The following is a 24,488-nucleotide window of genomic DNA, read 5'->3' as shown; positions in this document are numbered from 1 at the left end:
ATCCCCACCCGAAAGTGGTTCAGCGTTCGACTTGCATGTGTTAAGCACGCCGCCAGCGTTCGTCCTGAGCCAGGATCAAACTCTCCAACAATGAATAGTTTAATCGAGGCAATTTCTTGCTTCTCAAAGGAAACCCCGACGAGGGGGTTTCATATAAGCTCTACTGGCTTAGTTCACTAGCACACTGTTGAGTTCTCAAGCAACACACTCTGGACTCACCGCCTTATCAGCGGCTATATCCTCGGCAGTTGTTCCAAGCGATATTCAAAGCTTTTGGTCGAGCATGCCTCAGCCTACGGTGTTAGTCGTAGGGATTCGGCGGCCGCTCGTGGGCCGACGCTGAACATTACCCGGTCCGATCCGCGGTGTCAACCCGCTCGGCCCGGCCGGATCTTCGGGGCTTGCGGCCCCGGGGCGACCCGGTGTTCCTGGCGACGAAGAGAAGATTACATGCCCCGAAACCGGTCCCGAACAGGGGGGTCACTTAACGCCATTGCCGCAGGTCAGAGCGTGTTCGGCACTCCTACGACGGCAGGGTCACCAGATAGCGCGGCGGAACCCGCACGGGAGCCGCCCGGGAGAAGTCCGCCGCGAGCGCAAGCATGCGGGCGTCCGACCACCGGGCACCCATGAACGAGATACCCACGGGGAGCGGTCCGGCAAACCCCGCCGGCACCGTCACGTCCGGGTAGCCCGCGACCGCAGCCGGGGTCGACGACGGGATCACGTCGTTGTCCCCCACCGCGCAGTCGGTCTTCCACGCCGGCGGGTTGGTCGGCGACGCGATCGCGTCCAGGTGGTACTTCGCCAGGGTCTCGTCGAGCGAGCGGCGCGCGAGGTCTGACAGCTCGGCGCGGCCGGCCAGGTAACCGGGGTCGGTCGGCGGCGGCGCGGCCAGCGCCTGCTCGAACAGCTCCTGTCCGGCGAAGCACGTCCGCTCCAGCGGGTCCGCGCGGTTGTAGGCGATCAGCTCGGCCAGGCTCCGCGGGCCGCGCGGGCGGGCCGCGAGGTAGGCATCGATGTCGCGGTGGAACTCCGTGAGCAGCGCCGGGAACTCCAGCTCACCGAGCCGGGCTTGGTACGGCGGGGTCACTTCGACGACCGTCGCACCCGCCTTGACCAGGGAGTTCTTCGCGGACGTCAGCACCGCGTCCGTCTCGGGGCCGAGCACCGGCAGCCGCCACAACCCGATCCGCGCGCCGCGCAGGACGCCCGGCCGGAGCAGCTTCGCGTAGTCCGTCGGCTGGGACCTCGGGTACTCGAGCGTGGCCGGGTCCGCCGGGTCCCGCCCCTGCAGGACCGACAGCGTGAGCGCGACGTCGACGACGTTGCGGGCGATCGGCCCGGCGGTGTCCTGCTCGGCGGAGATCGGCACCACACCGGTGCGGCTGACCAGGCCGAGGCTGGGTTTGTGGCCGACCGTCGCCGTCATGCCGGCGGGGCAGACGATCGAGCCGTCGGTCTCCGAACCGATCGCGACCTGTGCCAGCGACGCGGCGACGCCGGCCGCGGACCCGGCGGACGACCCACACGGGTTGCGGTCCAGCACGTACGGGTTGTTCGTCTGCCCGCCGACGCCCGACCAGCCCGACGTCGGCTTCGCGGCGCGGAAGTTCGCCCATTCGGAGAGGTTCGCCTTGCCGAGGATCACCGCTCCGGCGTCACGCAGCCGGGTGATCAGCGTGGCGTCCTTGGCGGGCAAGCTGCGCAGGGCGCGCGACCCGGCGGTCGTCCACTGGTCGCGTGTGTCGACGTTGTCCTTGACCAGCACCGGGATGCCGTCGAGCGGTCCGCGCAGGCGGTGCGCCCGACGCCGGGCGTCGCTCTCGAAGGCCTGGCGCACCGCCGACGGATTGAGCGCCAGGACCGCGTTGACCTTGCCGTCGATCCGGTGGATCCGGTCGAGGTACGCGCTGGTCAGACCCACCGCGGTGAGCCGGCCGGCCGCCATCCGCGCCTGCAGCGCCGGGATGTCGGCGGAGTCGAGGTCGAACTTCGGCGAGGCGACCGCCGGGGTCACCGGGACGAACAGGAGTACGGCGGCCAGCAGGACGAGGAGTGCCGGCCGCCGCCCCATCAGAGCACCGGGAGGAGCGTTCGGAGTTCGTACGGGGTGACCGCGCTGCGGTAGTTGTCCCACTCCACGCGCTTGTTCCGGAGGAAGAAGTCGTAGACGTGCTCGCCGAGCGCTTCCGGCAGGAGTTCGGACTTCTCCATCTCGGCCAGCGCCTCCCCCAGGTTCTGCGGCAGCTGGGCGTACCCCGCGGCGCGCCGCTCGGCGTCGCTCAGCTGCCAGATGTTGTCCTCGGCGGGTGGCGGCAGCTCGTAGCCCTTCTCGATCCCCTTCAGCCCGGCGGCCAGGATGACCGAGTACGCCAGGTACGGGTTGCACGCCGAGTCCAGCGTACGGATCTCCACCCGTCGGGATGACGCCTTTCCGGGTGAATACATCGGGACGCGGACGAGCGCCGAGCGGTTCGCGCGGCCCCACGAGACGGTCGTCGGGGCCTCACTGCCGCTGATCAGGCGTTTGTAGGAGTTCACCCACTGGTTCGTGACGGCGGAGATCTCCTTGGCGTGGTGCAGCACGCCGGCGACGAACGCCTTGCCGGTCTCCGACAGCTCGTGCGGGTCCTCGGCGTCGTAGAAGGCGTTGCGGTCGCCTTCGAACAGGCTGACGTGCGTGTGCATCCCCGAGCCGGGCTGGTCGGTGAACGGCTTGGGCATGAACGTCGCGCGCACGCCCTGGGTCAGCGCGACCTCCTTGACGACGTAGCGGAACGTCATCACGTTGTCGGCCATCGTCAGCGCATCGGCGTAACGGAGGTCGATCTCCTGCTGGCCCGGTGCCCCTTCGTGGTGGCTGAACTCGACCGAGATGCCCATCGCCTCGAGGGTCTCGATGGCGTGGCGGCGGAAGTGCGTCGCCGTGGCGTGGCTGGCCTGGTCGAAGTAGCCGCCGTTGTCCGCGGGCTCCGGCTCGCTGCCGTCGTCGGGCATGGTCGAGAGGAGGAAGAACTCGATCTCGGGGTGGACGTAGCAGGTGAAGCCGGCTTCAGCCGCCTTCGACAGCTGGCGGCGCAGGACGTGCCGCGGGTCGGCCCACGAGGGCGAGCCGTCCGGCATGGCGATGTCGCAGAACATGCGGGCCGAGTACGGGCCGCCGTCGGGGGTTTCCCACGGCAGGACCTGGAACGTGGCCGGGTCGGGCTTGGCGACCATGTCCGATTCGTAGACGCGCGCGAAGCCTTCGATGGCCGAGCCGTCGAAGCCGATGCCGTCGTTGAATGCGCCTTCGAGCTCCGCCGGCGCGACCGCGACGGACTTGAGGAACCCCAGCACATCGGTGAACCAGAGACGGACGAAACGGATGTCGCGCTCCTCGAGCGTGCGGAGCACGAATTCCTGCTGGCGATCCATGGCCGCACCCTAACGACAGCGTGTTAACGGGATGTTTCACGACGCGCCGGGGGTGGCCAAGTCACGTCGCGAGCACCGGGACGGGCTTCTTCGCGCGGGTGAGGGTGGGGGCCTGGCCGAGGCCGCGCGCACCGCGGAACGGGCGCCGCCGAGCCGAAGCCCCGATCGACGCGCCGGGGGTGGCCAAGTCACGTCGCCCGCCATGGCCAGAATCCGCGCGGGGCGGTTCGAGCCGGCCTGATGGGGGCTCGGCAAGGTCGGGTTTGCCGGCCGGGACGTCATGAAAGGGTCGTTCATGACGCTGGACGACAGGGACGAGTCGTTCATGACGTCGCCGGGCGCCCTAAGTTGCGGGCGCTGGGGTGCCGAAGTCAGGTCGCGAGCACCGGGACGGGCTTCTTCGCCCGTGAGATCGCCAGCGACGCCACCGAGGCGAGCACCGCCAGGACCGCCGCCGCGTACCAAGCCACGTTGTACGTCCCCAGCTGGTCGCGGACCAAGCCCGCCGCCGAGGCTGCGAATGCCGCGCCCAGCTGGTGGCTGGCGAACACCCAGCCGAACACGATCGGGCCCGCGTCGCCGAACGCCCGGACGCACAGCGCCACCGTCGGGGGAACCGTCGCCACCCAGTCGAGGCCGTAGAACAGGATGAACGCCCACATGCTCGGCTGCACCGAGTTCGTGAACAGCTGCGGCAGCAGCGCCAGCGACAACCCGCGCAGCGCGTAGTAGACGCCGAGCAGGATGCGCGGGTCCACGCGGTCGGTCAGCCAGCCCGAGAAGATCGTGCCGACCACGTCGAACACGCCGACCAGGGCGAGCAGGCCCGCCGCCGTCGTCTGGGGCATGCCGTGGTCGTGCGCCGCGGGGACGAAGTGGGTTCCGACCAGGCCGTTCGTCGTCGCTCCGCAGATCGCGAAGCCGACCGCCAGGAGCCAGAACGTCCGCGTCCGGGCGGCTTGGCCGAGCACCGAAAGCGCGCGGCGGGCCGAGCCGGTCTTCGACGCCGGGCGCGCGACCTGCGCCTCCGCGGGTGCGCCGTACGCCGTGGTGCCGATGTCCGCCGGGTGGTCGCGGATGACCAGCAGGACCACCGGGACCACCGCCAGGGCCGCGATCGCGATCACCAGCGACGCCGTCCGCCAGCCCGAGCCCACCGCGAGGTTCGCGATCACCGGCAGGAAGATCAGCTGGCCGGTGGCGCCCGCCGCGGTCAGCACGCCGGTGACGACGCCGCGGCTGCGGACGAACCACCGGGTCGCGACCGTCGCCGCGAAGCTCATGGCCATCGAGCCCGTGCCCGCGCCGATGAACACGCCCCAGAAGAGGATCAGCTGCCAGCTCGCGCTCATGAACACCGTGCCGGCCGCGCCGACCGCGATGACGAACAACGCCGTCGCCGAGACGCGGCGGATGCCGAACCGCTCCATCAGCGCCGCCGCGAAGGGCGCGAAGAGGCCGTAGAGGACGAGGTTGACCGAGACGGCCGAGCTGATCGTGGCCGTGGACCAGCCGAACTCCTGGTGCAGCGGGTCGATGAGGACGCCGGGGGCGGAGCGGAAGCCGGCGGACGCGAGCAGCGCCACGAACGCGGCACCCGCGATCAGCCAGGCGCGATGCAGCTTCGGGGCGGGGCGGGTCTCAACAGTCACCTACGCAGTTTCACCGCGCGCGCGTGACGCCGACAGTGGCTTGAAGGACATCGTCCGAAAGGATCGAGCCAACAGTAGGCTCGGGGGATGTCCCGCTTCACCCTTCTTCTGGTGCTCCTGCTGACGGCCGGCTGCACCGGATCGCCGGACACGCGCGGGCCGTTCCCGGCGGGCTCCGAGCTGGTCCGCGCCGCCGCGACGTCGTTCGCCGAGGTCCGGAGCGTGCACTTCGCGGCCGGCGTCAACGGCGTGCTGCCCGGGTTCCCGCTCCGGCAGATCGAGGGCGACGCGACCCTCGACGGCGGCGGGGCCGCGACCGGCACGGCCGACGTCCAGGACGGCGAAGGCCACACCAAGTTTCGCTTCACCGTGCGGGACGGCCAGGTCAGCACCGACGCCGGGAACGAGCCGCTGCCCGAGATCTACGCGGTCAGCAGGTTCCTCGGCCCGTCCGCCGGCCTGAAACGGCTGCTCGACGGCGTCACCGACGCGAAGACCGAAGGGCGGGAGAACGTCGACGGCGCCGCCGCCCTGCGCGTCGGCGGCCGGGTGCCCGCGGCCGTCGCGCACGAGGTGCTGCCGCAGGTCACCGAGGACGTCACCCTCAAGGTGTGGGTTTCGGCCGACGGGCCGCGTCGGTTCGCGCGCCTGTGGGTGCAGATCCCGCCGGCCGGGGACCACCTCAGCCCGGTGATGATCGAACTGTCCCTCACCAGGCAGAACGAGCCGGCGGACCTCGGCTAGCAGCGGGTTTCGGCGGCCGTCCCGCCGATCAGGTAAGCGACTCCCGCGCGGTCCACGCACTGGTTGCCCTGCAGGAAGACCGTGTGCTGGACGCCTTCGTACGTCAGCAGCGTGCCGCCGAGGTCCTTGGCCAGGTCGACGCCCTGCTGGTACGGCGTCGCCGGGTCGTGCGTCGTCGAGATGACCAGCGGTTTCGGCAGGCCCGCCGGCCGCGGCGTGTGTTCGGTGGACGTCGGCGGGACCGGCCAGGTCGAGCAGATGTCCAGCTCGCTCGTGTCCGGTGTGCCGCCGGCCAGGAACGGCGCGCCGGCCAGCATCTTTTCGTGCGCGCGGTCGATGGTGCCCCGGTCGGTGACGCGCGTGTGGTCGGTGCAGCGGACGGCGAAGTACGCGTCGAGCGCGCCGCTGTAGTGGCCGTCGCGGTCGCGTTGGTAGTAGTCGTCGGCGAAGGCCAGCAGCGTCCGGCCGTTGCCCGAGGCGACCTGCGCGAGCGCGGCTTTCAGGGCGGGCCAGTCCCCGCGTGAATAGAGCGCGGCGAACGTGCCCGTGATGGCGTCCTCGAACGACAGCTTCCGCGTCCCGGCCGGGAGGGGCTTCGTGATCAGGGGACGCACGAGCCGCCGGAACGCTTCGGTGGTGCCGGCGGTCGGGCACGCGCACCACCGGCCGAACTCGTTCAGCGCGTCCTGGAAGCCCGCGGCCTGCGTGACCAGGGAGTCCACCAGGCCCTGGGCCGGGTCGACCGCGCCGTCGAGCAGCAGCGCGCGGACGTTGCGCGGGTACGCCTCCGCGTAGGCCGCGCCGATCTGCGTCCCGTACGAATAGCCGAGGTAGGTCAGCTTCTCGTCGCCGAGCGCGGCGCGAAGGACGTCGAGATCGCGTACGACGTCTCGCGTGCCGACGTTCGCGAGGAACTCCTTGCCGTACTTCGTCCCTTCGGCGCACTTCGCGCCGTACGCGGTCGTCTCGGCGAGCTGTTTCTTCACACCTTCGGGCGACATATCGCTCTCGACGTCGGCCGCGCGGTCCGCGTCGACCTCGGCGTCCGAGCGGCAGTTCAGCCGCGGCTCGCTCGTGCCGACACCGCGCGGGTCGAACCCGACCAGGTCGAAGCGCTCCAGCAGCGGCGCGGCGGCGGCCGTCTTGGCCAGCGCCGCGGCCGTCGACGTGCCCTGGCCGCCGGGCCCACCGGGGTTGACGACCAGCGAGCCGATCCGCTGCTTCGTGGCCTTGTGCCGCAGCAGGCCGACGGCGATCGCGGGCCCGTCTGGAGCCGCGTAGTCCAGCGGCACGCTCAGGTGCGCGCAGTCCAGGGCCTCGCCGCAGGGCGTCCACGCGAGCTTCTGCCGGGTGAACTTCCCCAGGTCAGGGGCTCGCGTCGAAGACGGTGACGGCGGCGGGCCGGCCGTCGGCGGCGCGCTCGTGCACGCCGCCAGCAGCAGGACCGGCGCGAGCGCCGCTACTGCGCGGTGCACCGGGTCCCGTCCGGCGGCACCGTGCCGTCGACGAGGTAGTCCGCGCCGGCCTCGTCCACGCACTTCACGCCCTGCAGGAACACCGTGTGCTGCGTGCCCTCGAAGGTCAGCAGCGCGCCCTTCAGGCCCTTCGCGAGGTTGACGCCGGCCTGGTACGGCGTCGCCGGGTCGTTGGTCGTCGAGATGACCAGCGTCTTCGCCAGGCCTTCGACGTTCGGCACGTGCGGCTCGGACGTGTTCGGCACCGGCCAGAACGCGCACGCGTCGCGGGCCGCCGAAGCCGGGCGGCCGTCGTCGAGGAACGGCGCCACCTTCACGTACTCCTCCTGCGCCTTGAGGATGACGGCCGGGTCGGTGACGCGCGGGTCGTCGACGCAGCGGATCGCGGTGAAGGCGTCCTGGGTGGTGCCGTACTTGCCGTCGGTGTCGCGCTCGTTGTAGATGTCCGCGAGCTTCTCCAGCGTCGCGCCGCGCTGCTGGCGCAGCTCGTTGAGACCCGAATTCAGCGTGTCCCAGAGGCTCTCCTGGTAGAGCGCCTGGATGACACCGGTGGTCGCGTCCTCGTAGGAGAGCTTGCGGCCGTCACCGACCGGCACGGGGAACTCGATCAGCGGCCGGACGAGGTCCTGGAACGCCTTGACCGCGCTGTTCGCGTCCTGACCGAGCGCGCAGTCCTGCTGGGCGGTGCACCACTTCGCGAACTGGGTGAACGCCGTCCCGAAGCCCTGGCCCTGGGCGACCAGCGACTCGACCGCGTCCTGCTCGGGGTCGACCGCGCCGTCGAGGATCATCGCGCGGACGTTCTTCGGGAACGCTTCGGCGTAGGCCGACCCGATCCGGGTGCCGTACGAGTAACCCAGATAGGTCAACTTTTCGTCGCCGAGGACCGAGCGCAGGACGTCGAGGTCCTTCACGACGTCCCGCGTGCCGACGTTGGCCAGCATCCCGGTGCCGTCGTCGGTGCGCTGGGCGCACTTCGCCGCGAAGTCCTTCTCCTGCGCTTCCTGCTTGAGGACGCCGGCCGGCGAGCCGTCGGTCTCGCTGTCGTCGGCGCGGTCGGTGTCGCGCTCCTGGTCGGTCAGGCAGTGGATGGCCGGCTGGCTCGCCCCGATCCCCCGCGGGTCGAAGCCGACCAGGTCGAAGCGCTTGGCCAGGCCGGTGCTCGTGGCCGGCTTGACCAGCCCGGCGGCCGCGACCATGCCCGACGCGCCCGGGCCGCCGGGGTTGACCACCAGCGAGCCGATCCGGTCGCCGGTCGCCTTGTGGCGGAGCAGGCCCAGCGTGATCGTGTCCCCGGCCGGCTTCGCGTAGTCCAGCGGCACGGTCAGCCGGGCGCACTGGACGTCTTTCGCCTGGAACGCCGACCGCGAGTCTTCCGACGTCGCGTAAGGTGCGCAGTCGGCCCAGCTCAGGCTCTGGCCGTAGAACCGCTCCAGCCCGGCGGGCACCGGCCCGGACGGCGGGTGCGACTCGGTCGTCGGCGCCGGTGGCGCCGGGTTGCCGGTGGACGTGCAGGCGGCCAGCGAGGCCGCGATCAGCACGGATGTCGCAATTGCGGTGATCCGGCGGCATCGGATACGTCCGGACCTGGCGCTGGGATGAGGGAACACGGTTGGATCGTCCCATCCGGCCGCGGAACTCGAACGCACCACCGCCACGTTGGGTGGGGCAGGCCGGTCGAGCGAAGAGAGAACGGGAGACCAGGGGTGGCAGCACTGATCAGCCGGGTGGGCAAGAAGCTCCGCCGGATCATCCAGCGGCCGGGCAGCGTCGAGCTGACCCGCTACGAAGCACTGCTGCCCGCGGTCGAGAAGCTCGAACCCGAGCTCGAGAAGCTCTCCGACGCGGAGCTGACCGAGCGAGCGGGCGAGCTGCGCGAGAAGCTGAAGGACACCGCGTTCGGCGACAACCACCTGATCGAGATCTGCGCGCTCGGTCGCGAGGCCGCCCGCCGTGCCCTCGGCGAGCGCGCGTTCGACGTGCAGGTCCTCGGCACGATGGGCCTGCTCAGCAAGCACGTCGTGCAGATGGAGACCGGTGAGGGCAAGACGCTCGCCGGCGCGCTGGCCGCGGCCGGCTACGCGATCCGCGGGAAGCGCGTCCACGTCGTCACGGTCAACGACTACCTCGCCCGGCGCGACGCCGAGTGGATGGAGCCGGTGTACGCCCTGCTCGGCGTGTCGGTCGGGTGGGTCGAGCCGGCGCACTCGCGCGAAGAGCGTCGCGAGGCCTACGCCAAGGACGTCACGTACGGCGCCGTCGCCGAAATCGGCTTCGACGTGCTGCGCGACCGGCTGGTGACGTCGGTCGACGACCTCGTCCAGCCGGCCCCCGAGGTCGCGATCGTCGACGAGGCGGACTCCGTGCTGGTCGACGAGGCCCGCGTCCCGCTGGTGATGGCCGGCTCGATCGACCACACCGACGCCGACGAAGAGGTCGCGAAGGTCGTCCGGCGGCTGCGGCTCAACCTGCACTACGAAACCGACTCCGAGGGCCGCAACGCCTGGCTGACCGACGCCGGCGCGTCCGTCGTCGCGAAGTCGCTCGGCCTGGAGGTCGACGACCTCTACGGCGAGACGGCGTCCGACCGGCTCCCCGCGGTGAACGTCGCGCTGCACGCGCACGCGCTGCTCACCCGCGACGTCGACTACCTGGTCCGCGACGGCAAGGTCCAGCTCATCAACGCCGCCCGCGGGCGCGTCGCCGAGCTGCAGCGCTGGCCGGACGGCCTGCAGGCCGCCGTCGAGGCGAAGGAGCAGGTCACCGCGACCGACCGCGGCGAGATCCTGGACTCGATCACCGTCCAGGCGCTGCTGGCGCGCTACCCCGAGGTCGCCGGCATGACCGGTACCGCGGTCGCCGTCGCCGAGCAGCTGCGCGAGTTCTACGAGCTCGAGGTCGCGGTCATCCCGCCGAACACCCCGAACATCCGCGAAGACCAGGAAGACCGCGTCTTCGCGTCGCCGTCGCAGAAGCTGCGGGCGATCGAGGAGGAGATCCGCACGGTCCACGAGACCGGGCGGCCGATCCTCGTCGGCACGCAGGACGTCGCCGAGTCCGAAGAGCTGGCCGAGAAGCTGGCGAAGGTCGACCTCGAGTGCGTCGTGCTCAACGCGCGCAACGACGCCGAAGAGGCCGCGATCATCGCCGAGGCCGGCAAGAAGGGCGCGGTCACCGTGTCCACGCAGATGGCGGGCCGCGGTACCGACATCCGGCTGGGCGGCACCGACGGCGCCACCCGCGACGAGGTCGTCGAGCTGGGCGGGCTGCACGTCATCGGCACCGCGCGGTACCCGTCGAGCCGGCTCGACGGCCAGCTGCGCGGCCGCTCCGGCCGCCAGGGCGACCCGGGCAGCGCGATCTTCTTCGCGAGCCTGAACGACGAGCTCGTGCTGTCGAACGCGCCGGACGTGCCCGAGGGCATCGTCGACGACGAAGAGACCGGCGAGATCACCGACAACGCGGCACTGCGGCAGCTCAACCACGCCCAGCGCGTCGCCGAGGGTGTCGATCTGGAGATCCACCGCAACACCTGGCGCTACACGCGGCTGATCGAGCGGCAGCGGCGTGACCTGCTGGTGCACCGCGACAAGGTGCTTCGCACCGCGTACGCGGCGGAGCAGCTGGAGAAGGCGAACCCGGACAAGTTCAGCGAGCTCGAGGCCAAGCTCGACGACCAGGACAAGCTGGAGCAGATGTGCCGCGAGGTGCTGCTGTTCCACGTCGACCAGCTGTGGTCGGACCACCTGGCGTACCTGACCGACGTCCGCGAGAGCATCCACCTGCGGGCGCTGGCCCGCGAGACGCCGCTGGACGAGTTCCACCGCGCGGCGATCCCGGAGTTCCACAAGATCATCGCCGAGGCGGACTCGCGGGCGGCGAAGACGCTCGAAGAGGCCGAGCTGACCGACGAGGGCATCGACCTCGGCGAGGCCGGCGTCCGGCGGGCGAACACGACGTGGACCTACCTGGTGCACGACAACCCGTTCGACTCGGACTTCGAGCAGACCATCAAGAAGGTCCGGAGCATGATCAAGCGGAAGTAGCGGAAAACCCCCGTCCGGTTAGTCCGGGCGGGGGTTTTCTCGCTTGCCGCGGCCGGAAGAATCGGGGCATGCGCAAGATCCCGACGCTCTTCCGTCGCGACCCCGAAAACCTCCGGCGGGTGACCCGTGAGGTGCACCCCGAGTGCCAGTGGGTGCTCGACGGCCAAGGCGTGGCCACCCGCAAGTACGACGGCACCTGCGTCCGGCTCGACGAGTCCGGCACCTGGTGGGCGCGGCGCGAGGTGAAGGCGGGCAAGGACGCGCCGGACGGGTTCGAAGCCGTGCAGACCGACCCGGAGACGGGCAAGACGGTCGGCTGGGAGCCGGTCGGGCAGTCGTCGTTCGCGGCGTTCTTCGACGAAGCCCTCGACGGGCTTTTCGGCGCGGCGCCCGGCACCTACGAGCTGTGCGGGCCGAAGGTCAACGGCGATCCGGAGAAGCTCGGCGCGCACCGGCTGGTCCCGCACGCGACCGCGCAGGAGTTCGCCGGCGTCCCGCGCGACTTCGACGGGCTGATGGCGTGGCTGCTCGCGCACCCGGAGTTCGAGGGCGTCGTCTGGCACCACCGCGACGGGCGGATGGCGAAGCTCAAGCACCGGGACGCGGTCGCGTCGACCTAGCGTGGCATTTCGCCCACATTCGCTCGGCCTCCCGGGTGACGGTGGGACAGAATGGCGGCATGCCGCAACTGCGCATCGCGCTCGCCCAGGTCAACCCCACCGTCGGCGACCTCGACGGCAACGCCGACCTGCACGTCGCCTGGACGCGCAAGGCCGCCGAAGCCGGCGCCCACGTCGTCGTCTTCCCCGAGATGTCCCTGACCGGTTACCCGGTCGAGGACCTTTCGCTGCGCAAGACCTTCGCCGCCGCCTCCCGCCACGGCGTCGAGTCGCTGGCGCGCCGCCTCGACGACGCCGGGTGCGGTGAGGTCCTGACCTACGTCGGCTACCTCGACTCCGACGAGGTGGGCCCGCGCGACGCCGCCGCCGCGCTCTACCGCGGCGAGGTCGTCGCGCGGCAGTTCAAGCACCACCTGCCGAACTACGGCGTCTTCGACGAGCACCGCTGGTTCAAGCCGGGCACCACCCTCGACGTCGTCCGGTTCCACGGGCTCGACATCGGCATGGTCGTCTGCGAGGACATCTGGCAGGACGGCGGGCCGATCTCCGCGCTGGGCCGCGCCGGCGTCGACCTGGTCGTCGCGCCGAACGCGTCGCCCTACGAGCGGTCCAAGGACGAGCAGCGGCTGCCGCTCATCGCGCGCCGCGCCGCCGAAGCCGGAGCGCCGCTGGTCTACACCAACCAGATCGGCGGGCAGGACGACCTCGTCTTCGACGGCGACTCGCTCGTCGTCGCCGCGGACGGCACCGTGCTGGCGCGCGCACCGCAGTTCGTCGAGCACCTGGCCGTGCTCGACATGGACCTGACCGCGGGCGGCCACGCCGGCGACGGCGAGCTCGAAGGCCTGCACGTCCGGCGCCGGGTGCTGAGCTCCGATCCGCTGCCCGCGTACGAGCCGACGGCCGTGCCGGTGATCATGGACCCGCTTTCCGACGAGGCCGAGGTGTGGCACGCGCTGGTCGTCGGGCTGCGCGACTACGTGCACAAGAACGGCTTCTCGTCGGTGACCTTCGGGTTCTCCGGCGGCATCGACTCGGCCGTCTGCGCGGCACTCGCGGCGGACGCGCTGGGCGGCGACAACGTCTACGGCGTCTCGATGCCGTCGCAGTACTCCTCGGGTCACTCGAAGGACGACGCGGCCGACCTCGCCCAGCGGATCGGGGCGCACTACCGCGTCGAGCCGGTCGAGGACATGGTCCGCGTGTACGTCGAGCAGCTTTCCCTGACGGGGCTGGCCGAAGAGAACATCCAGGCGCGGACGCGGGGCATGCTGCTGATGGCACTGTCCAACCTGGACGGTCACCTGGTGCTGGCCACCGGCAACAAGACCGAGCTGGCGGTCGGGTACTCCACGATCTACGGCGACGCGGTCGGCGCGTTCGCCCCGATCAAGGACGTCTTCAAGACGCACGTCTGGCAGCTCGCGCGGTGGCGCAACGCCGAAGCGGCGAAGAACGGCGAAACCCCGCCGATCCCGGAGAACTCGATTTCGAAGCCGCCGTCGGCCGAGCTGCGGCCGGGCCAGATGGACTCGGATTCGCTGCCGGACTACGCGTTGCTCGACGACATCCTCGACGACTACGTCGAGGGCGACCGCGGGTACGCGGACCTGATCGAGGCCGGGTTCGACGCGGAGACCATCGACCGCGTGGTGCGGATGGTCGACAAGGCCGAGTACAAGCGCCGCCAGTACCCGCCGGGCACGAAGATCACGTTCAAGGCCTTCGGCCGCGACCGGCGGCTGCCCATGACCAACCTGTGGCGCGAGGGCAAGGCCTAGCTCAACGCGACTTGACGGCCTTCCGGAGTGCGCAAGGCCGCCGTCATGGTTGCCTTTTCCGTGCGGCGGACCAGGAACTCCAAGCCGAGCGCCTCGGTCGCCGTGTGGACGAACGCCGGGTCCGGGTGGGTGGCCGTGACCATCAGCAGCGGGAGGGCCGGCAGGCCGCGGGTCGTCGGGTGCGGGGTCGTGCCCCAGTCGATCAGGAACGGGCGCAGCGTGCCCGGGGCGCTCGGCGGGGTCAGGCGCCAGTTCAGCGTCTCGCCGTCGGCCGTCGCGCGGGACATCTCCAGCGCGTCGCCCGGATCGAAGCCGTGCGCGCGGGCCTGCGCGATCGTCGCGTCGAGGTCGGTCGTGCGGACCGCCCACGCGACCAGCGCCGGCTCGGTCAGGTCGTCGATGCCGAACGGGCGCGGCACGTCCGGGTCCGGCTGGGCCGGGTCCGGGCCGATCACCTCCAGGTACATCCCCGCGCCGAGGTCGGCGAGGTGGTTGGCGGTGCCGAGGCCGACGTGGCTGCCGCCCGGCGCCGGGGTGACCCCGGTCAGCTCGGCGACGTGGGCGACGGCGGCGGCGAGGTCGGGGCCGGCGTAGACGAGGTGATCGAGCACGCGGCCATCATCCCGCGCCGACGGCACTCGCCGCATCGACCACCCCGTGGCCGTAGTACGTCGTGCCGGCCGGCGTCGCCTGGCACACGGTGTCCGGGCACGGCAGCGGCGTCGCGGACGCGTACAGCGCGCGCTTGATCCGCTCGGCGCCCCACCACGGGTGCTCGCTCGCGATCAGGGCGGCGACGCCGCTCGCGTGCGGCGCGGCCATCGACGTCCCGCTCGCGGCGCGGTATTCGCCGTTCGGCCAGGTCGACCACACGCGCGCGCCGGGCGCCGCGACGCTGATCCGGGACGCCGAGTAGTTCGAAAAGCTCGCTTTGACCAGCTTCTCATCCAGTGCGCCGGTGCCGACGACGCCGGGCAGCTCGTGCGGCAGGCGCGTGCACGTCGGGTCGATCGCGCGGTCCACCGGGGTGCTGTCGGCCGGGCTTTCGCGGTCGACCGAGCGCGTGTCGAGGTCGATGCCGGCGTTGCCCGCCGAAGCGACCACGAGGACGTTCCGGCGCTGGGCGTAGGCGACCGCGCGGCCGACGGCCAGCTTGGCCGCGGCCTGGTCGGGCTGGTCGTCGCAGTTGTAGCGCCACGGGATCGAGCGGTAGCTGTTGTTGGTGACGGCGAAGCCGTGTTCGGCGGCCCAGACGAACCCGCAGACCATGCTCTCGGCCGTCTCGGTGTCGTCGAGTTCGGCCAGTTTCACCGCGGCGACGCGGACGCCGGGCGCGACGCCGAGGACGCCGGATCCGTTGCGGGCCGCGGCGATCGTGCCCGCGACGTGCGTGCCGTGGCCGTCGAGCGTCGGCCGCCACGCGCCCGGGCTCCGGTCGGCCCAGCCGGACAGGCACGACACCGAATCCCGGCGGTCGAAGGCCGGCGCGAGGTCGGGGTGGGTGTCGTCGACGCCGACGTCGAGCACGCCCACGACCGTGCGCCGGCTGCCTTCGGTGACCTCGTGCGCTTCGGGCAGATGCAGTGCCGGGACGTCCCACGCGGTGCCCTCGGGCGGGACCTGACCGGAGTTCGGCGAGTTCGGCCCGGTGTAGCGGACGTCCTTGCGGGGCGCGAAGAACTCCTTCGGGATCTTCGCGGTGCGCGTCGCGCCGACGGCGTCGATGCCCGGCGTCTTCCGGACCTTCGCCGCGAAGTCGTCCTTCGCCGTGTACGCGACGACGACACCGATCTGCGGGTACGCGGCGACCACCGTGCCGCCGGCCCGCTGGACGGTCAGCGCGGCCCAGGCGGTGTTGTGCGCGACGACGACGTGCGGCATGACGAGCGGGTCTGCCGCCGCGACCGGTGCCGCACCCAGGCCGAGCAGAGCCGCCACCACCACGATCGCGCGTCGCACCGACAGCCTCCTCGAACTCGGCAATTGCCCCAAACCGAACCTAGCGGTCCGGCGCGTCCGGGGAACCCCTCTTCGGTCGTAGGCTGATCGCATGACAACGGGGTTCACGGTGTTCGGCACGGCGATCGGGCCATGCGGGCTGGCGTGGCGCGACGACCTCGTCGCCGGGACTTCGCTGCCCAGCACCGGACTGCCCGCCCGCATGGCGAAACGCTTCCCGGACGCCGTCGAAGGCCCGCCGCCGCCTTCGATGCGGCCGGCGGTCGACGGGATCGTGGCGCTGCTGGCCGGCGCCCGTGAGGACCTCACCGCGATCCCGCTGGACCTCGAAGGCGTGCCCGACTTCCACCGCCGCGCCTACGAGGTCGCGCGTACGGTCCCGCCGGGCAAGACCGTGACCTACGGCGACATCGCGCACCGCCTCGGCCTGCCGGGGTCGGCGCAGGCCGTCGGGCAGGCGATGGGGCACAACCCCTTCCCGATCATCGTGCCGTGCCACCGCGTCCTCGCCGCGGGCGGCAAGGACGGCGGCTTCTCGGCCCACGGCGGCGTCGCGACCAAGCGCCGGATGCTGGTGATCGAAGGCGCTTTGGCCGACGAGCCGACCCTCTTCTGACCGGCTCAGGCCGGCGCGGTCGCCGCCTGCCACGGCTTGACCCACGCGGTCTCCGGCCAGCCTTCGACGGCCGCCATCAGCGGGATCGCCGTGCCGCCGTCGACGTGCTCGCGGATGATGTCCGCGTGGCCGGCGTGCCGGGCCGTCTCCTCGATCAGGTGCAGCAGCACCCAGCGGACCGACCACGCCTCGACGTCCTGCGGGTACCACGGCACGCCCTTCGGCACCGGGACCGGCTGGCCGAGGTCCTCGATCCCGGCGATGACCTCCGCCGTGCGGGCGGCGACCTCGTCGTAGCGGGCCAGGACGCCCGCCAGCGTCTCGTCCTCGCCCAGCCGGTACCCCGCCGCGTAGTCCGCCATCGCCTCGCCGAACGGCTTCTGCGGCAGCTTCAGGATGATGTCGAGCCAGCCGTCCTCGGTCGTCGCGACGTGCTTGACGAGGCCGCCCACCGAAAGCTCGCTGTTCGTCGGCGTGCGTCTCGCCTGCTCGTCGGTCAACCCGTGGGCGGCCACCTTGAGCACGTACCGCTGCTGCTCCAGGAAGCGCAGCAGCCCGTCACGCTCGTCGGCCACCGGGGGCACGTTTCCCGCCATGTCGATCCACTCCTTCGCGTTCGTTGCGGGCATCGTCCCACCGGCCACCGACATTTCCGGCCGAAACGGCCAACAGCACCGCCGCCACGATGCCGAGCGCGCCCCGGGCGCCCGCCGCCGCGGCCAGCGGACCGGCGAACGCCGTGCCCGCCGGCGTCAGCCCGAACCCGGCCAGGGACTGGTACGCCGAGACCCGCGACAGCCGGTCGCGGTCGACGTGCCGCTGCAGCAGCGTCATCAGCCCGACGCCGAACACCTCGACGCCCACCCCGGCCGGCGCCGCCGCGAGGCACACCACGGCCACCGGGGCGCTCGCCGTCATCGCCACCAGCGGGGCCGCCGTGAGCGCACCGCCGCCGACCGCCCAGCGGCGCGACGGCGTCCAGGTCAGCAGCAGCACCCCACCCAGCACCATGCCGGTGGCGTCGAACGCCATGATCAGCCCCCACGCGGCCGCGTCCGCCGCCACGACCGGGCCGAGCACCAGCTCGTACGCCCCGACCGCGAGCGCGTTGACCGCGGCGAACTGGACGACCATCGGCGCCAGCCAGCGGTGCGCCCGGAACTCGGTCCAGCCCTCGCGCAGTTCGCGCACGACACCGGACCGGACGCTGAAGGTGCCTTCGGCCGGAATCGCCGAGCCGAGGGCGATCGCGACGACGAACGTCAGCGCGTCCGCCAGCAGGGTCCAGCCGGGCCCGGCCGCCGCGACCACCCAGCCGCCGGCGGACGAGCCGCCGATCTGGGCCAGGTTCAGGGCCAGCCGGAACGCGGCGAACGCGCGCGGCCCCTCCTCCCGGCCGAGGCCGCGCAGCAGCAGGCCCTGCGCGGCCGGTCTCGCGAACGCCGTCGCGACGCCGGTCAGCGCGGCCGCGACGGCGACGTGCGCGAGCCGCGCCTGGCCGGTCAGGACCGTGAGCCCGAGCCCGGCCTGGACCAGCGCGCACAGGGCGCTGGTGCCGACCAGCACGCGGTTGCGCGGCCACCGGTCGGCGACGACCCCGCCGACCAGGAAGAACGCCAGGGCCGGCACGAGCCCGCAGACGCCGACCACCCCGACGTCGCCGGCCGAGCAACCCATCCCGAGCACCGCGAAGACGGTCGCGACCTGCGCGCCCGCCGTGCCCAGCGCCGAGATGGCGACCGCGGTGGTGTGCAGCACGAACGTGCGGTTCCGCCACAAGGACAAGACTCCCTCAAAGTAGGTGCAAAGTATTTAGTATCAATTTCGTCTATATACTTTGCGGGTACAGTCGGAGAGGTGTCAACCGAGAAAGCCCCCACCGGTGCGGAGCTGGCCGACGCGCTGCGGCGCATCACGCACGTCCTGCGCCGGTACGCCGGCGCGCCCTACGCCAAGCGCGGCTGGCCGGCCGCGCAGGTTCAGCTGCTGCTCATGGTCGACCTGCTGGGCGACCGGCCGCGGATGGGCGAGGTCAAGCGCCGCCTCGGCGTGACCGGCCGGGCGATCACCTCGGCCGTCGACGCGCTGGAGCGGGACGGGCTGCTACGGCGTGAACCGGACCCGACCGACCGGCGCGCGAGCCTGCTGGCCGTCACCGACGCCGGACGCGCGCGGCTCGCGGAGATCGAAGAGATCCAGCACGGGCACGCCGACGAGACGTTCAGCGTCCTCGACCCGGCCGAACGCCAGACGCTGCTGGAGCTGCTCAGCCGCCTCGAGGAGCATGTCGCGGCGCAGGCTTGATGAAGGCGTACGCCCCGCCGACGCCGTAGAGGACCGCGCGCACCACCTGCTCGACCCGGCTGACCACGCCTTCGGCGGTGTCGAGCTGCCGCGCGAGCACGAGCGCGGCCCAGGTGACCAGCACGACCACCAGCCCGGCGACCGCGAGGGCGCGCCAGCCCGGCGGCCACCACAGGATCAGGCTGAGCACGCCGACCACGAGCACGACGGTCGCCAGGGACGAGAGCGCGCCGCTCTGCTCCGGGTAGGCGGCCTGCAGCAGCGCGACCACGCCGAAGGCGCTCACCGAGATCGAGCTGAACCGGGCCGCCCACTGGACCGGGCCGAGCCGGTGCAGCGGGGGCCCGGCGAGCAGGAACGCGACCCCCGAGACGGCCAGCAGCACGCGGAACACCGGCGGGCCGCCCAGCAGCGCCTCGACCGGGTCGTGCACCGGCGAGACGCCCGTCGGGACGAAGAACTCCAGGAGCCACCCCGAATACGCCAGCACGGCCAGTCCCATGAGGAGGGCCGAGGCGAATCGAGCCGTGCGCACGAGGCACACATTAAGCGACCCCGGCGGTTCCGGCGGAACCAGCGTGATCAGATCGATCGACTCGTTACGCCTGCGGACGGACGAAGGGGAACAGGACTGTCTGGCGGATCGAGGCACCCGTGAGCATCATCAGCAGCCGGTCGACGCCCAGTCCGAGCCCGCCGGTCGGCGGCATGCCGTGCTCCAGGGCGAGCAGGAAGTCGTCGTCCAGCTCCATCGCCTCGACGTCGCCGCTGGCCGCGCGCAGGGACTGCGCCTCCAGCCGGCGGCGCTGCTCGAGCGGGTCGGTCAGCTCGGTGTAGGCCGTGCCGACCTCGGAACCGAACGCGATGAGGTCCCAGCGCTCGGCCAGCCGCGGGTCCTCGCGGTGCTGGCGGGTCAGCGGCGAGACGTCGGTCGGGTAGTCCGTGTAGAAGGTCGGCAGCACGGTCGCGCCCTCGACGAGGTGCTCGAACGCCTTGAGCACCAGGTCGCCGTGGCTCGGGTCCTCCCCCACCGGCACACCGGCCGCGCGGCAGAGCCGGCGCAGCTCGGCCACCGACGTCCCGGAGTCGACCTGCTCGCCGAAAGCCGCCGAGACGGCGTCGTGCACCGTGATCACCGGCCAGTCGCCGGAGATGTCGTGCTCCGCGAGCTTCCCGTCGGCGCCGGGACGGCGCACGATCTGGGCGCCGTACGCGGCTTCGGCCGCGTGCTGGACCAGCTCACGCGTCAGCGTCCGCATCGTGTCGTAGTCGGCGTACGCCTGGTACGCCTCGAGCATCGTGAACTCGGGGTTGTGCGTCGCGTCGACGCCTTCGTTGCGGAAGTTGCGGTTCAGCTCGAAGACGCGCTCGACGCCGGCGACGCACAGCCGCTTCAGGTACAGCTCGGGCGCGATCCGCAGGTACATCCGCATGTCGTAGGCGTTGATGTGCGTGACGAACGGGCGGGCGTTCGCGCCGCCGTGGACCGTCTGCAGCATCGGCGTCTCGACTTCGAGGTAGTCGGCGTGGTGCAGCCGGTCGCGCACCGCGCGGACCACCGTGGAGCGCAGCCGCAGCATGTTCGTCGAGTCCGGGTTGACCGCGAGGTCGAGGTAGCGCTGCCGCACCCGCGTCTCGGGGTCGGTGAGGCCCTTCCGCTTGTCCGGCAACGGGTGCAGGCACTTCGCGGTGACCGTCCACTCGGCGACGAGCACCGAGAGCTCGCCGCGCTTCGACGTCACGACCTGGCCGCTGACGCCGACGTGGTCGCCGAGGTCGACGCCGGTCCGCCAGCCCTTGAGGTCGAGCTCGCCGGCCTCCAGCATCAGCTGGATCTCGCCGCTGAAGTCCTTGACGCGCGCGAAGCACAGCCCGCCGAGGGTGCGCATCGCCAGCACGCGCCCGGCGATCCGGACGCGGTGGCCGGTGACGTCGCCGGGCTGCAGGTCGCCGAACTTCCGGACGACGTCGCCGATCTGGTCGTCGCGGCGGAAGCCGACCGGGTACGGATCGATCCCGGCTTCGCGCAGCTTGGCCAGCTTCGCCATCCGGACGCGGACCTGTTCCGGCCGCCGCACCGGCTTCGCCGCCGGGACCGCCGCGGACTCCTCGATCTCCTTGACGCGCGTGACGAAGTCGTCGCCGACCGTCTCGAGCCGCAGCGACCGCGACCGGCCGGTCGGGACGAACCCTTCGAGCGCGCCCGCGACGATGCCGACGCGCGGGAGCCGCCGCGCCGAGGAGTAGCAGAGGAACCGCGGCTCCCAGTCCGGCCCGTACTTGGCGTTGGACCGGTACAGCGACTCCAGCTGGAAGAACCGCGAAGCGACGCTCAGGATCCCCTTCCAGGCCCGCAGGACCGGGCCGGCGCCGATGCGCTCGCCCTCGGAGAAGACCGCGCGGAACATGGCGAAGTTGAGCGAGATCCGCTGCGCGCCCAGGTGCGGCCCGGCCGCGACGACCTCGGCGATCAGGTACTCGTTGAGGCCGTTCTCGGCGTCGCGGTCGCGGCGCATGAGGTCCAGTGAGAGGCCCCGCCGGCCCCACGGCACGAACGACAGCAGGCCGCGCAGGTCGCCACGGGCGTCGTAGGCCTCGACCATCACGCTGCGGCCGTCGCTCGCGTCGCCGAGGCGGCCCAGCGCCATCGAGAAGCCGCGTTCGGTCTCGGCGCCGCGCCAGGCCTGGGCGCGGGCGAGCAGCTCGGCCATCTCCTCGTCGGGGATCTCGCCGTGCCGGCGGACGCGGGAGGTGTAGCCGGCGCGCTCGATGCGCTTCACGGCCTGGCGGACCGAGCGCCGCTCCGGCCCGGCGAGGCTGAACTCGCGGACGTCGAGCACGGCTTCGTCGCCGATCTCCAGGGCGCGCAGTCCCGCGTCGGTGTACGCCTTCGCGCCGCGCTCGCTCGCCCCGAGCACGCCGGGCGTCCAGCCGTACGTGCGCGTCTCGTCGAGCCACGCGCGGACCGCGTCCGGCCACGCCTCGGGGTCGCCGACCGGGTCGGCGCTGGCGACGCTGGTGCCGCCGAGCACGCGGTAGGTCACCGCCGCGCGGCCGTTCGGCGAGAAGACGACGCTCTTGTCGCGCCGGGTCGCGAAGTAGCCGAGGGAGTCGTCCTCGCCGTGCTCGGCGAGGAGCTTGCGCACGCGAAGCTCCTCTTCGTCGGTACGCAGGCGACGGCTGCGCACGCCGCGGAAGAGCTGGTACAGCGCCGCGGTGGCGACGGCGGTCGCGCCGAGGTCGAGGAACACGTCGAGCCAGGCCGGCCCCTCGCCGACGCCGATCCGGCGCAGCTGCAGGTTCTCACCGGTCGCGTGGTTGACGACCCAGGCGAACCGCTCCCACGCGTCGCCGAGGTGGCCCGGAAACGCCTCCGCGAGCGCCCAGCCGACCAGGATGACCGCGGTGAACCCGCCGAAGAGCATGGTCAGGCCGTCGCGCCAGGCACTCGGCGCGAGCCGGGCCGGGAACGCCGGGCGCAGGGCGAGCAGGAAGAAGATCAGGGCGACCGACAGGACGTCGGCGGCGGTGAGGGCCCACAGCTGCACCGGGATGTGCCGGACCTGCCGCGACCCGAGCGAGAGCAGCTCGGGCGACCACAGCAGGGTCGCCTGCAGGGCCAGGGTGAGCACCAGCCCGACCGCCTGGAACAGCACCAGCGTGTACAGCGCGGCCTTCTTGCGACGGCGCAGCGCGCCGCCCAGGACGACCAGCAGCAGCACCATCACCAGGCTCGCGCTCGTCGGCACGCTCAGGCTCGAGAAGGCCATGTCGATGCCGTTGAGCAGGCGCCCGTGCGGGCCGTTCGTGAACAGGAGGAGCACCGAGAACACCGCGGCCAGCTGGACCACGGTCGCGACGATGCCGCCCGCCTTCGCCTTCCAGGCCGGCAGGCGCGGGCGCGTGCTCGCGAGGGTTCCCATCGTTGCTTTCGTCGCCTTTCGCGGCTGTTCGGTGGTCTTGCCTGCTTATTGACGTAAGTGAACACAGGTTGGTTGTCCCCGGGCATCAACCTGAAGGCTGACGACCCCTGCTACCCGGGGGTGTGAAGCTGGTCGCACGGGGTTGGGGCCGCTCCGGGGCCGTGTCACGCTTTGAGACGCCTCTGCTCCACGACCCGGGGACCTCACCGAGGCCTCGAGGGAAGGACGGTCGACGACGATGTCTGCCAGCACCGAAGAACCCGCCCCGTACGGCACCGGACCCGCCGCTCCCGCGGCACCCGCTCCGGGCCGGAAGGTCCGCGTCCACCACCTGCGTGAGCTCAAGGAACGCGGGGAACCGTGGCCGATGCTCACCGCGTACGACATGTACACCGCCGCGCTGTTCGACGAGGCCGGGATCCCCGTGCTGCTCGTCGGCGACTCCGCGGCCAACAACGTCTTCGGCTACGACACCTCGCTGCCGGTGACCGTCGACGAGCTGCTGCCGCTGGTCCGGGCGGTCACCCGGTCGGTCAAGCGGGCTCTCGTGGTCGCCGACCTGCCGTTCGGCTCCTACCAGCTCTCGCCGCAGCAGGCGCTGGAAACCTCGGTGCGCTTCATGAAAGAGGGCCGCGCGCACGCCGTCAAGCTCGAAGGCGGGCGGCGGTTCGCCGCGCACGTCGAGGCGCTGACGTCGGCGGGCGTGCCGGTGATGGGCCACATCGGGTTCACTCCGCAGAGTGAACACAACCTCGGCGGCTACCGGGTGCAGGGGCGCGGCGAAGCGGCGGACGTGCTGCTCGCCGACGCGCTGGCGCTGCAGGAGGCCGGGGCGTTCGCGGTGGTGATGGAGATGGTGCCCGCCGAAGCCGCCAAGCGCGTCACGGCGGAGCTGAAGATCCCGACGGTCGGCATCGGCGCCGGACCGGACTGCGACGCGCAGGTGCTCGTCTGGCAGGACATGGCCGGGCTGCGGCGCGGCAAGGCACCGCGGTTCGTCAAGCGGTACGCCGACGTCGCGACGGTCCTGCAGAACGCCGCGACGGCGTTCGCCGAGGACGTCCGCCGCGGCGAGTTCCCGGCACCGGAACACGCTTTCCACGACTAACCCCGGTTCCGGAACCGCTCGGCGAGCGCCGGGTCGTTCTCCCACCACAACCCGGCCGCGGGCGCTTCGTCCAGCTGGACGTCGACCTGCTTCGCGCGCCGTTCGTCGTCGCGGGCCCACCGCACGAACAACGCGACGACGAACGGCAGGCCGGCGACGTCCCCGCCGATCCACAGCACCCCCGCGCCGATGATCTGGTCGGTGCGGGGGTCCGGGCCGTGGCCCGGGTGCGCGGCCGCGTAGTGCGCGGGTGCGAGCAGCGGGCCCAGCCACAGCACCAGGCCGAGCGCGCCGTCGAAGATCACCTCGGTGAACGCGATCCACACCGAGACCAGGTGCGGGTCGCGCCGCGGGGTCGGGTCGAGGCCGAGACGCGTCCAGAAGTACGTGAAGCCGGCGAGCACGAGCGCCAGCCGGACCAGGCCGTCGGCGAGCGACGAGCGCAGCACCACGTCGTAGAGCGGGGTCAGGTACAGCACGAGCACCGGCACGACCAGCGTCAGCGTGACGACCGGCGGGAACGTCAGCGCCCGCGCGACCGGGCCGCGCCCGTGCCGGCGCAGCCACGGCGCCGGGACCGTGTCGAGCAGGAGCCGGATCGGGGCGCCCAGGGCCAGCAGCAGCGGCGTGATCATCAGCAGCGTGACCGTCTGGACCGCGCGGACCCAGAAGTACGTCGTGTCGTAGCCGGCCAGCGGCGAGCACGTGACGACCACGATCGTCGCGAGGCCGGCGAGGAACGCCGTCGTGCGGCCGCGCGGCCACCCGCGCCCGTGCGCCGCGCGGACGTAGAGCGTGCCGAGGACGAGCACGGCGAGCAGCGCCGGGACGTCGAGCACG

The 24,488-nt window shown here is 71.9% G+C and carries 19 protein-coding genes and 1 rRNA gene; 7 read left to right on the top strand and 13 right to left on the bottom strand.

Annotated features, from left to right (window positions below; translation table 11 throughout):
• From BLV96_RS37615 to BLV96_RS37600, 4 genes are all read right to left on the bottom strand, one after another.
• A 16S ribosomal RNA gene (locus BLV96_RS37615) occupies window positions 1-91 on the bottom strand; the annotation flags it as partial.
• 432 nt (window positions 92-523) lie between these two features.
• On the bottom strand, window positions 524-2,077 hold the full coding sequence (locus BLV96_RS37610) for an amidase (protein ID WP_086676527.1): 1,554 nt from the start codon (window positions 2,075-2,077) through the stop codon (window positions 524-526).
• The gene (glnA, locus tag BLV96_RS37605) at window positions 2,077-3,420 is read right to left on the bottom strand and encodes a type I glutamate--ammonia ligase (RefSeq protein WP_086676528.1); all 1,344 of its coding nucleotides are present in this window, start codon (window positions 3,418-3,420) and stop codon (window positions 2,077-2,079) included. The genes BLV96_RS37610 and glnA overlap by 1 nt, the downstream gene beginning before the upstream one ends.
• A gap of 371 nt (window positions 3,421-3,791) precedes the next feature.
• Window positions 3,792-5,072 carry an MFS transporter gene (locus BLV96_RS37600; RefSeq protein WP_086676529.1) on the bottom strand — a complete coding sequence of 427 codons (1,281 nt, stop codon included), beginning with the start codon at window positions 5,070-5,072 and terminating at the stop codon, window positions 3,792-3,794.
• A gap of 87 nt (window positions 5,073-5,159) precedes the next feature.
• Between BLV96_RS37600 and BLV96_RS37595 the strand changes: the two genes are divergently transcribed.
• Window positions 5,160-5,816: an LppX_LprAFG lipoprotein gene (locus tag BLV96_RS37595; RefSeq protein WP_086676530.1), complete on the top strand. Its 657-nt coding sequence runs from the start codon at window positions 5,160-5,162 to the stop codon at window positions 5,814-5,816.
• On the opposite strand, the gene BLV96_RS37590 is transcribed toward BLV96_RS37595, so the two are convergent.
• Together BLV96_RS37590 and BLV96_RS37585 are read right to left on the bottom strand one after the other, a co-directional pair.
• On the bottom strand, window positions 5,813-7,291 hold the full coding sequence (locus BLV96_RS37590; RefSeq protein ID WP_244180765.1) for an alpha/beta hydrolase: 1,479 nt from the start codon (window positions 7,289-7,291) through the stop codon (window positions 5,813-5,815). The genes BLV96_RS37595 and BLV96_RS37590 overlap by 4 nt on opposite strands.
• Complete coding sequence (locus tag BLV96_RS37585) at window positions 7,276-8,832, bottom strand: alpha/beta hydrolase (protein WP_086676531.1); 1,557 nt, start codon at window positions 8,830-8,832, stop codon at window positions 7,276-7,278. The genes BLV96_RS37590 and BLV96_RS37585 overlap by 16 nt, the downstream gene beginning before the upstream one ends.
• A 165-nt stretch (window positions 8,833-8,997) precedes the next feature.
• Here BLV96_RS37585 and secA2 point away from each other — a divergent pair, with 165 nt between their 5' ends.
• The 3 genes from secA2 (at window position 8,998) to BLV96_RS37570 (ending at window position 13,738) form a co-directional block, all read left to right on the top strand.
• A complete protein-coding gene (secA2, locus tag BLV96_RS37580) occupies window positions 8,998-11,337 on the top strand; it encodes an accessory Sec system translocase SecA2 (RefSeq protein WP_086676532.1) in 2,340 nt (779 codons plus the stop codon).
• A 68-nt stretch (window positions 11,338-11,405) separates the two neighbouring features.
• Window positions 11,406-11,957, top strand: a complete 552-nt coding sequence (locus tag BLV96_RS37575; RefSeq protein ID WP_086676533.1) for an RNA ligase 1 family protein — start codon at window positions 11,406-11,408, stop codon at window positions 11,955-11,957.
• Window positions 11,958-12,016: 59 nt separating this feature from the next.
• Complete coding sequence (locus tag BLV96_RS37570; RefSeq protein ID WP_086676534.1) at window positions 12,017-13,738, top strand: NAD+ synthase; 1,722 nt, start codon at window positions 12,017-12,019, stop codon at window positions 13,736-13,738.
• Here BLV96_RS37570 and BLV96_RS37565 read toward each other — a convergent pair.
• Window positions 13,735-14,349, bottom strand: coding sequence for a VOC family protein (locus tag BLV96_RS37565; RefSeq protein WP_086676559.1), 615 nt, complete (start codon window positions 14,347-14,349; stop codon window positions 13,735-13,737). The genes BLV96_RS37570 and BLV96_RS37565 overlap by 4 nt on opposite strands.
• A 7-nt stretch (window positions 14,350-14,356) precedes the next feature.
• Window positions 14,357-15,697: a S8 family peptidase gene (locus BLV96_RS37560; RefSeq protein WP_244180763.1), complete on the bottom strand. Its 1,341-nt coding sequence runs from the start codon at window positions 15,695-15,697 to the stop codon at window positions 14,357-14,359.
• Between the two features lie 91 nt (window positions 15,698-15,788).
• Here BLV96_RS37560 and BLV96_RS37555 point away from each other — a divergent pair, with 91 nt between their 5' ends.
• Entirely contained in the window at window positions 15,789-16,313 is a 525-nt protein-coding gene (locus BLV96_RS37555; RefSeq protein ID WP_086676535.1) for a methylated-DNA--[protein]-cysteine S-methyltransferase, read from the top strand.
• Window positions 16,314-16,318: 5 nt separating this feature from the next.
• Here BLV96_RS37555 and BLV96_RS37550 read toward each other — a convergent pair whose 3' ends face one another.
• Window positions 16,319-16,909, bottom strand: a complete 591-nt coding sequence (locus tag BLV96_RS37550; RefSeq protein ID WP_086676536.1) for a DinB family protein — start codon at window positions 16,907-16,909, stop codon at window positions 16,319-16,321.
• Complete coding sequence (locus BLV96_RS37545; RefSeq protein ID WP_158104134.1) at window positions 16,872-18,098, bottom strand: MFS transporter; 1,227 nt, start codon at window positions 18,096-18,098, stop codon at window positions 16,872-16,874. Before BLV96_RS37545 ends, BLV96_RS37550 begins: the two co-directional genes overlap by 38 nt.
• Before the next feature lie 72 nt (window positions 18,099-18,170).
• On the opposite strand from BLV96_RS37545, the gene BLV96_RS37540 reads away from it, so the two are divergent.
• Window positions 18,171-18,617: a MarR family winged helix-turn-helix transcriptional regulator gene (locus tag BLV96_RS37540; RefSeq protein ID WP_086676538.1), complete on the top strand. Its 447-nt coding sequence runs from the start codon at window positions 18,171-18,173 to the stop codon at window positions 18,615-18,617.
• Here the strand turns inward: BLV96_RS37540 and BLV96_RS37535 are convergent.
• Together BLV96_RS37535 and lysX are read right to left on the bottom strand one after the other, a co-directional pair.
• Window positions 18,580-19,152: a hypothetical protein gene (locus BLV96_RS37535; RefSeq protein ID WP_244180762.1), complete on the bottom strand. Its 573-nt coding sequence runs from the start codon at window positions 19,150-19,152 to the stop codon at window positions 18,580-18,582. The two genes, BLV96_RS37540 and BLV96_RS37535, sit on opposite strands and share 38 nt — an antisense overlap.
• 64 nt (window positions 19,153-19,216) lie before the next feature.
• On the bottom strand, window positions 19,217-22,540 hold the full coding sequence (lysX, locus tag BLV96_RS37530) for a bifunctional lysylphosphatidylglycerol synthetase/lysine--tRNA ligase LysX (RefSeq protein WP_086676540.1): 3,324 nt from the start codon (window positions 22,538-22,540) through the stop codon (window positions 19,217-19,219).
• Window positions 22,541-22,778: 238 nt separating this feature from the next.
• Between lysX and panB the strand changes: the two genes are divergently transcribed.
• Window positions 22,779-23,648 (top strand): 3-methyl-2-oxobutanoate hydroxymethyltransferase, encoded by an 870-nt coding sequence (gene panB / locus BLV96_RS37525; RefSeq protein ID WP_086676541.1) that lies wholly within the window; start codon window positions 22,779-22,781, stop codon window positions 23,646-23,648.
• On the opposite strand, the gene BLV96_RS37520 is transcribed toward panB, so the two are convergent.
• A complete protein-coding gene (locus tag BLV96_RS37520) occupies window positions 23,645-24,487 on the bottom strand; it encodes a cytochrome c oxidase assembly protein (protein ID WP_086676542.1) in 843 nt (280 codons plus the stop codon). The two genes, panB and BLV96_RS37520, sit on opposite strands and share 4 nt — an antisense overlap.
• Window position 24,488 lies beyond the last annotated feature (1 nt).

The organism is Amycolatopsis pretoriensis (assembly GCF_900107925.1).
Classification (GTDB): Bacteria; Actinomycetota; Actinomycetes; order Mycobacteriales; family Pseudonocardiaceae; genus Amycolatopsis; species Amycolatopsis pretoriensis.
Note: the sequence above shows the minus strand (reverse complement) of the source record. Positions and strands in the feature narration are given on the sequence as shown.

What these genes read in the sequence shown, in the direction of transcription:
- BLV96_RS37570 (WP_086676534.1), top strand. Translation starts at nt 12,017, where the DNA reads ATGCCGCAACTGCGCATCGCGCTCGCCCAGGTCAACCCCACCGTCGGC.
- BLV96_RS37610 (WP_086676527.1), bottom strand. Translation starts at nt 2,077, where the DNA reads ATGGGGCGGCGGCCGGCACTCCTCGTCCTGCTGGCCGCCGTACTCCTG.
- BLV96_RS37555 (WP_086676535.1), top strand. Translation starts at nt 15,789, where the DNA reads ATGACAACGGGGTTCACGGTGTTCGGCACGGCGATCGGGCCATGCGGG.
- lysX (WP_086676540.1), bottom strand. Translation starts at nt 22,540, where the DNA reads ATGGGAACCCTCGCGAGCACGCGCCCGCGCCTGCCGGCCTGGAAGGCG.
- BLV96_RS37550 (WP_086676536.1), bottom strand. Translation starts at nt 16,909, where the DNA reads ATGGCGGGAAACGTGCCCCCGGTGGCCGACGAGCGTGACGGGCTGCTG.
- BLV96_RS37595 (WP_086676530.1), top strand. Translation starts at nt 5,160, where the DNA reads ATGTCCCGCTTCACCCTTCTTCTGGTGCTCCTGCTGACGGCCGGCTGC.
- BLV96_RS37575 (WP_086676533.1), top strand. Translation starts at nt 11,406, where the DNA reads ATGCGCAAGATCCCGACGCTCTTCCGTCGCGACCCCGAAAACCTCCGG.
- panB (WP_086676541.1), top strand. Translation starts at nt 22,779, where the DNA reads ATGTCTGCCAGCACCGAAGAACCCGCCCCGTACGGCACCGGACCCGCC.
- glnA (WP_086676528.1), bottom strand. Translation starts at nt 3,420, where the DNA reads ATGGATCGCCAGCAGGAATTCGTGCTCCGCACGCTCGAGGAGCGCGAC.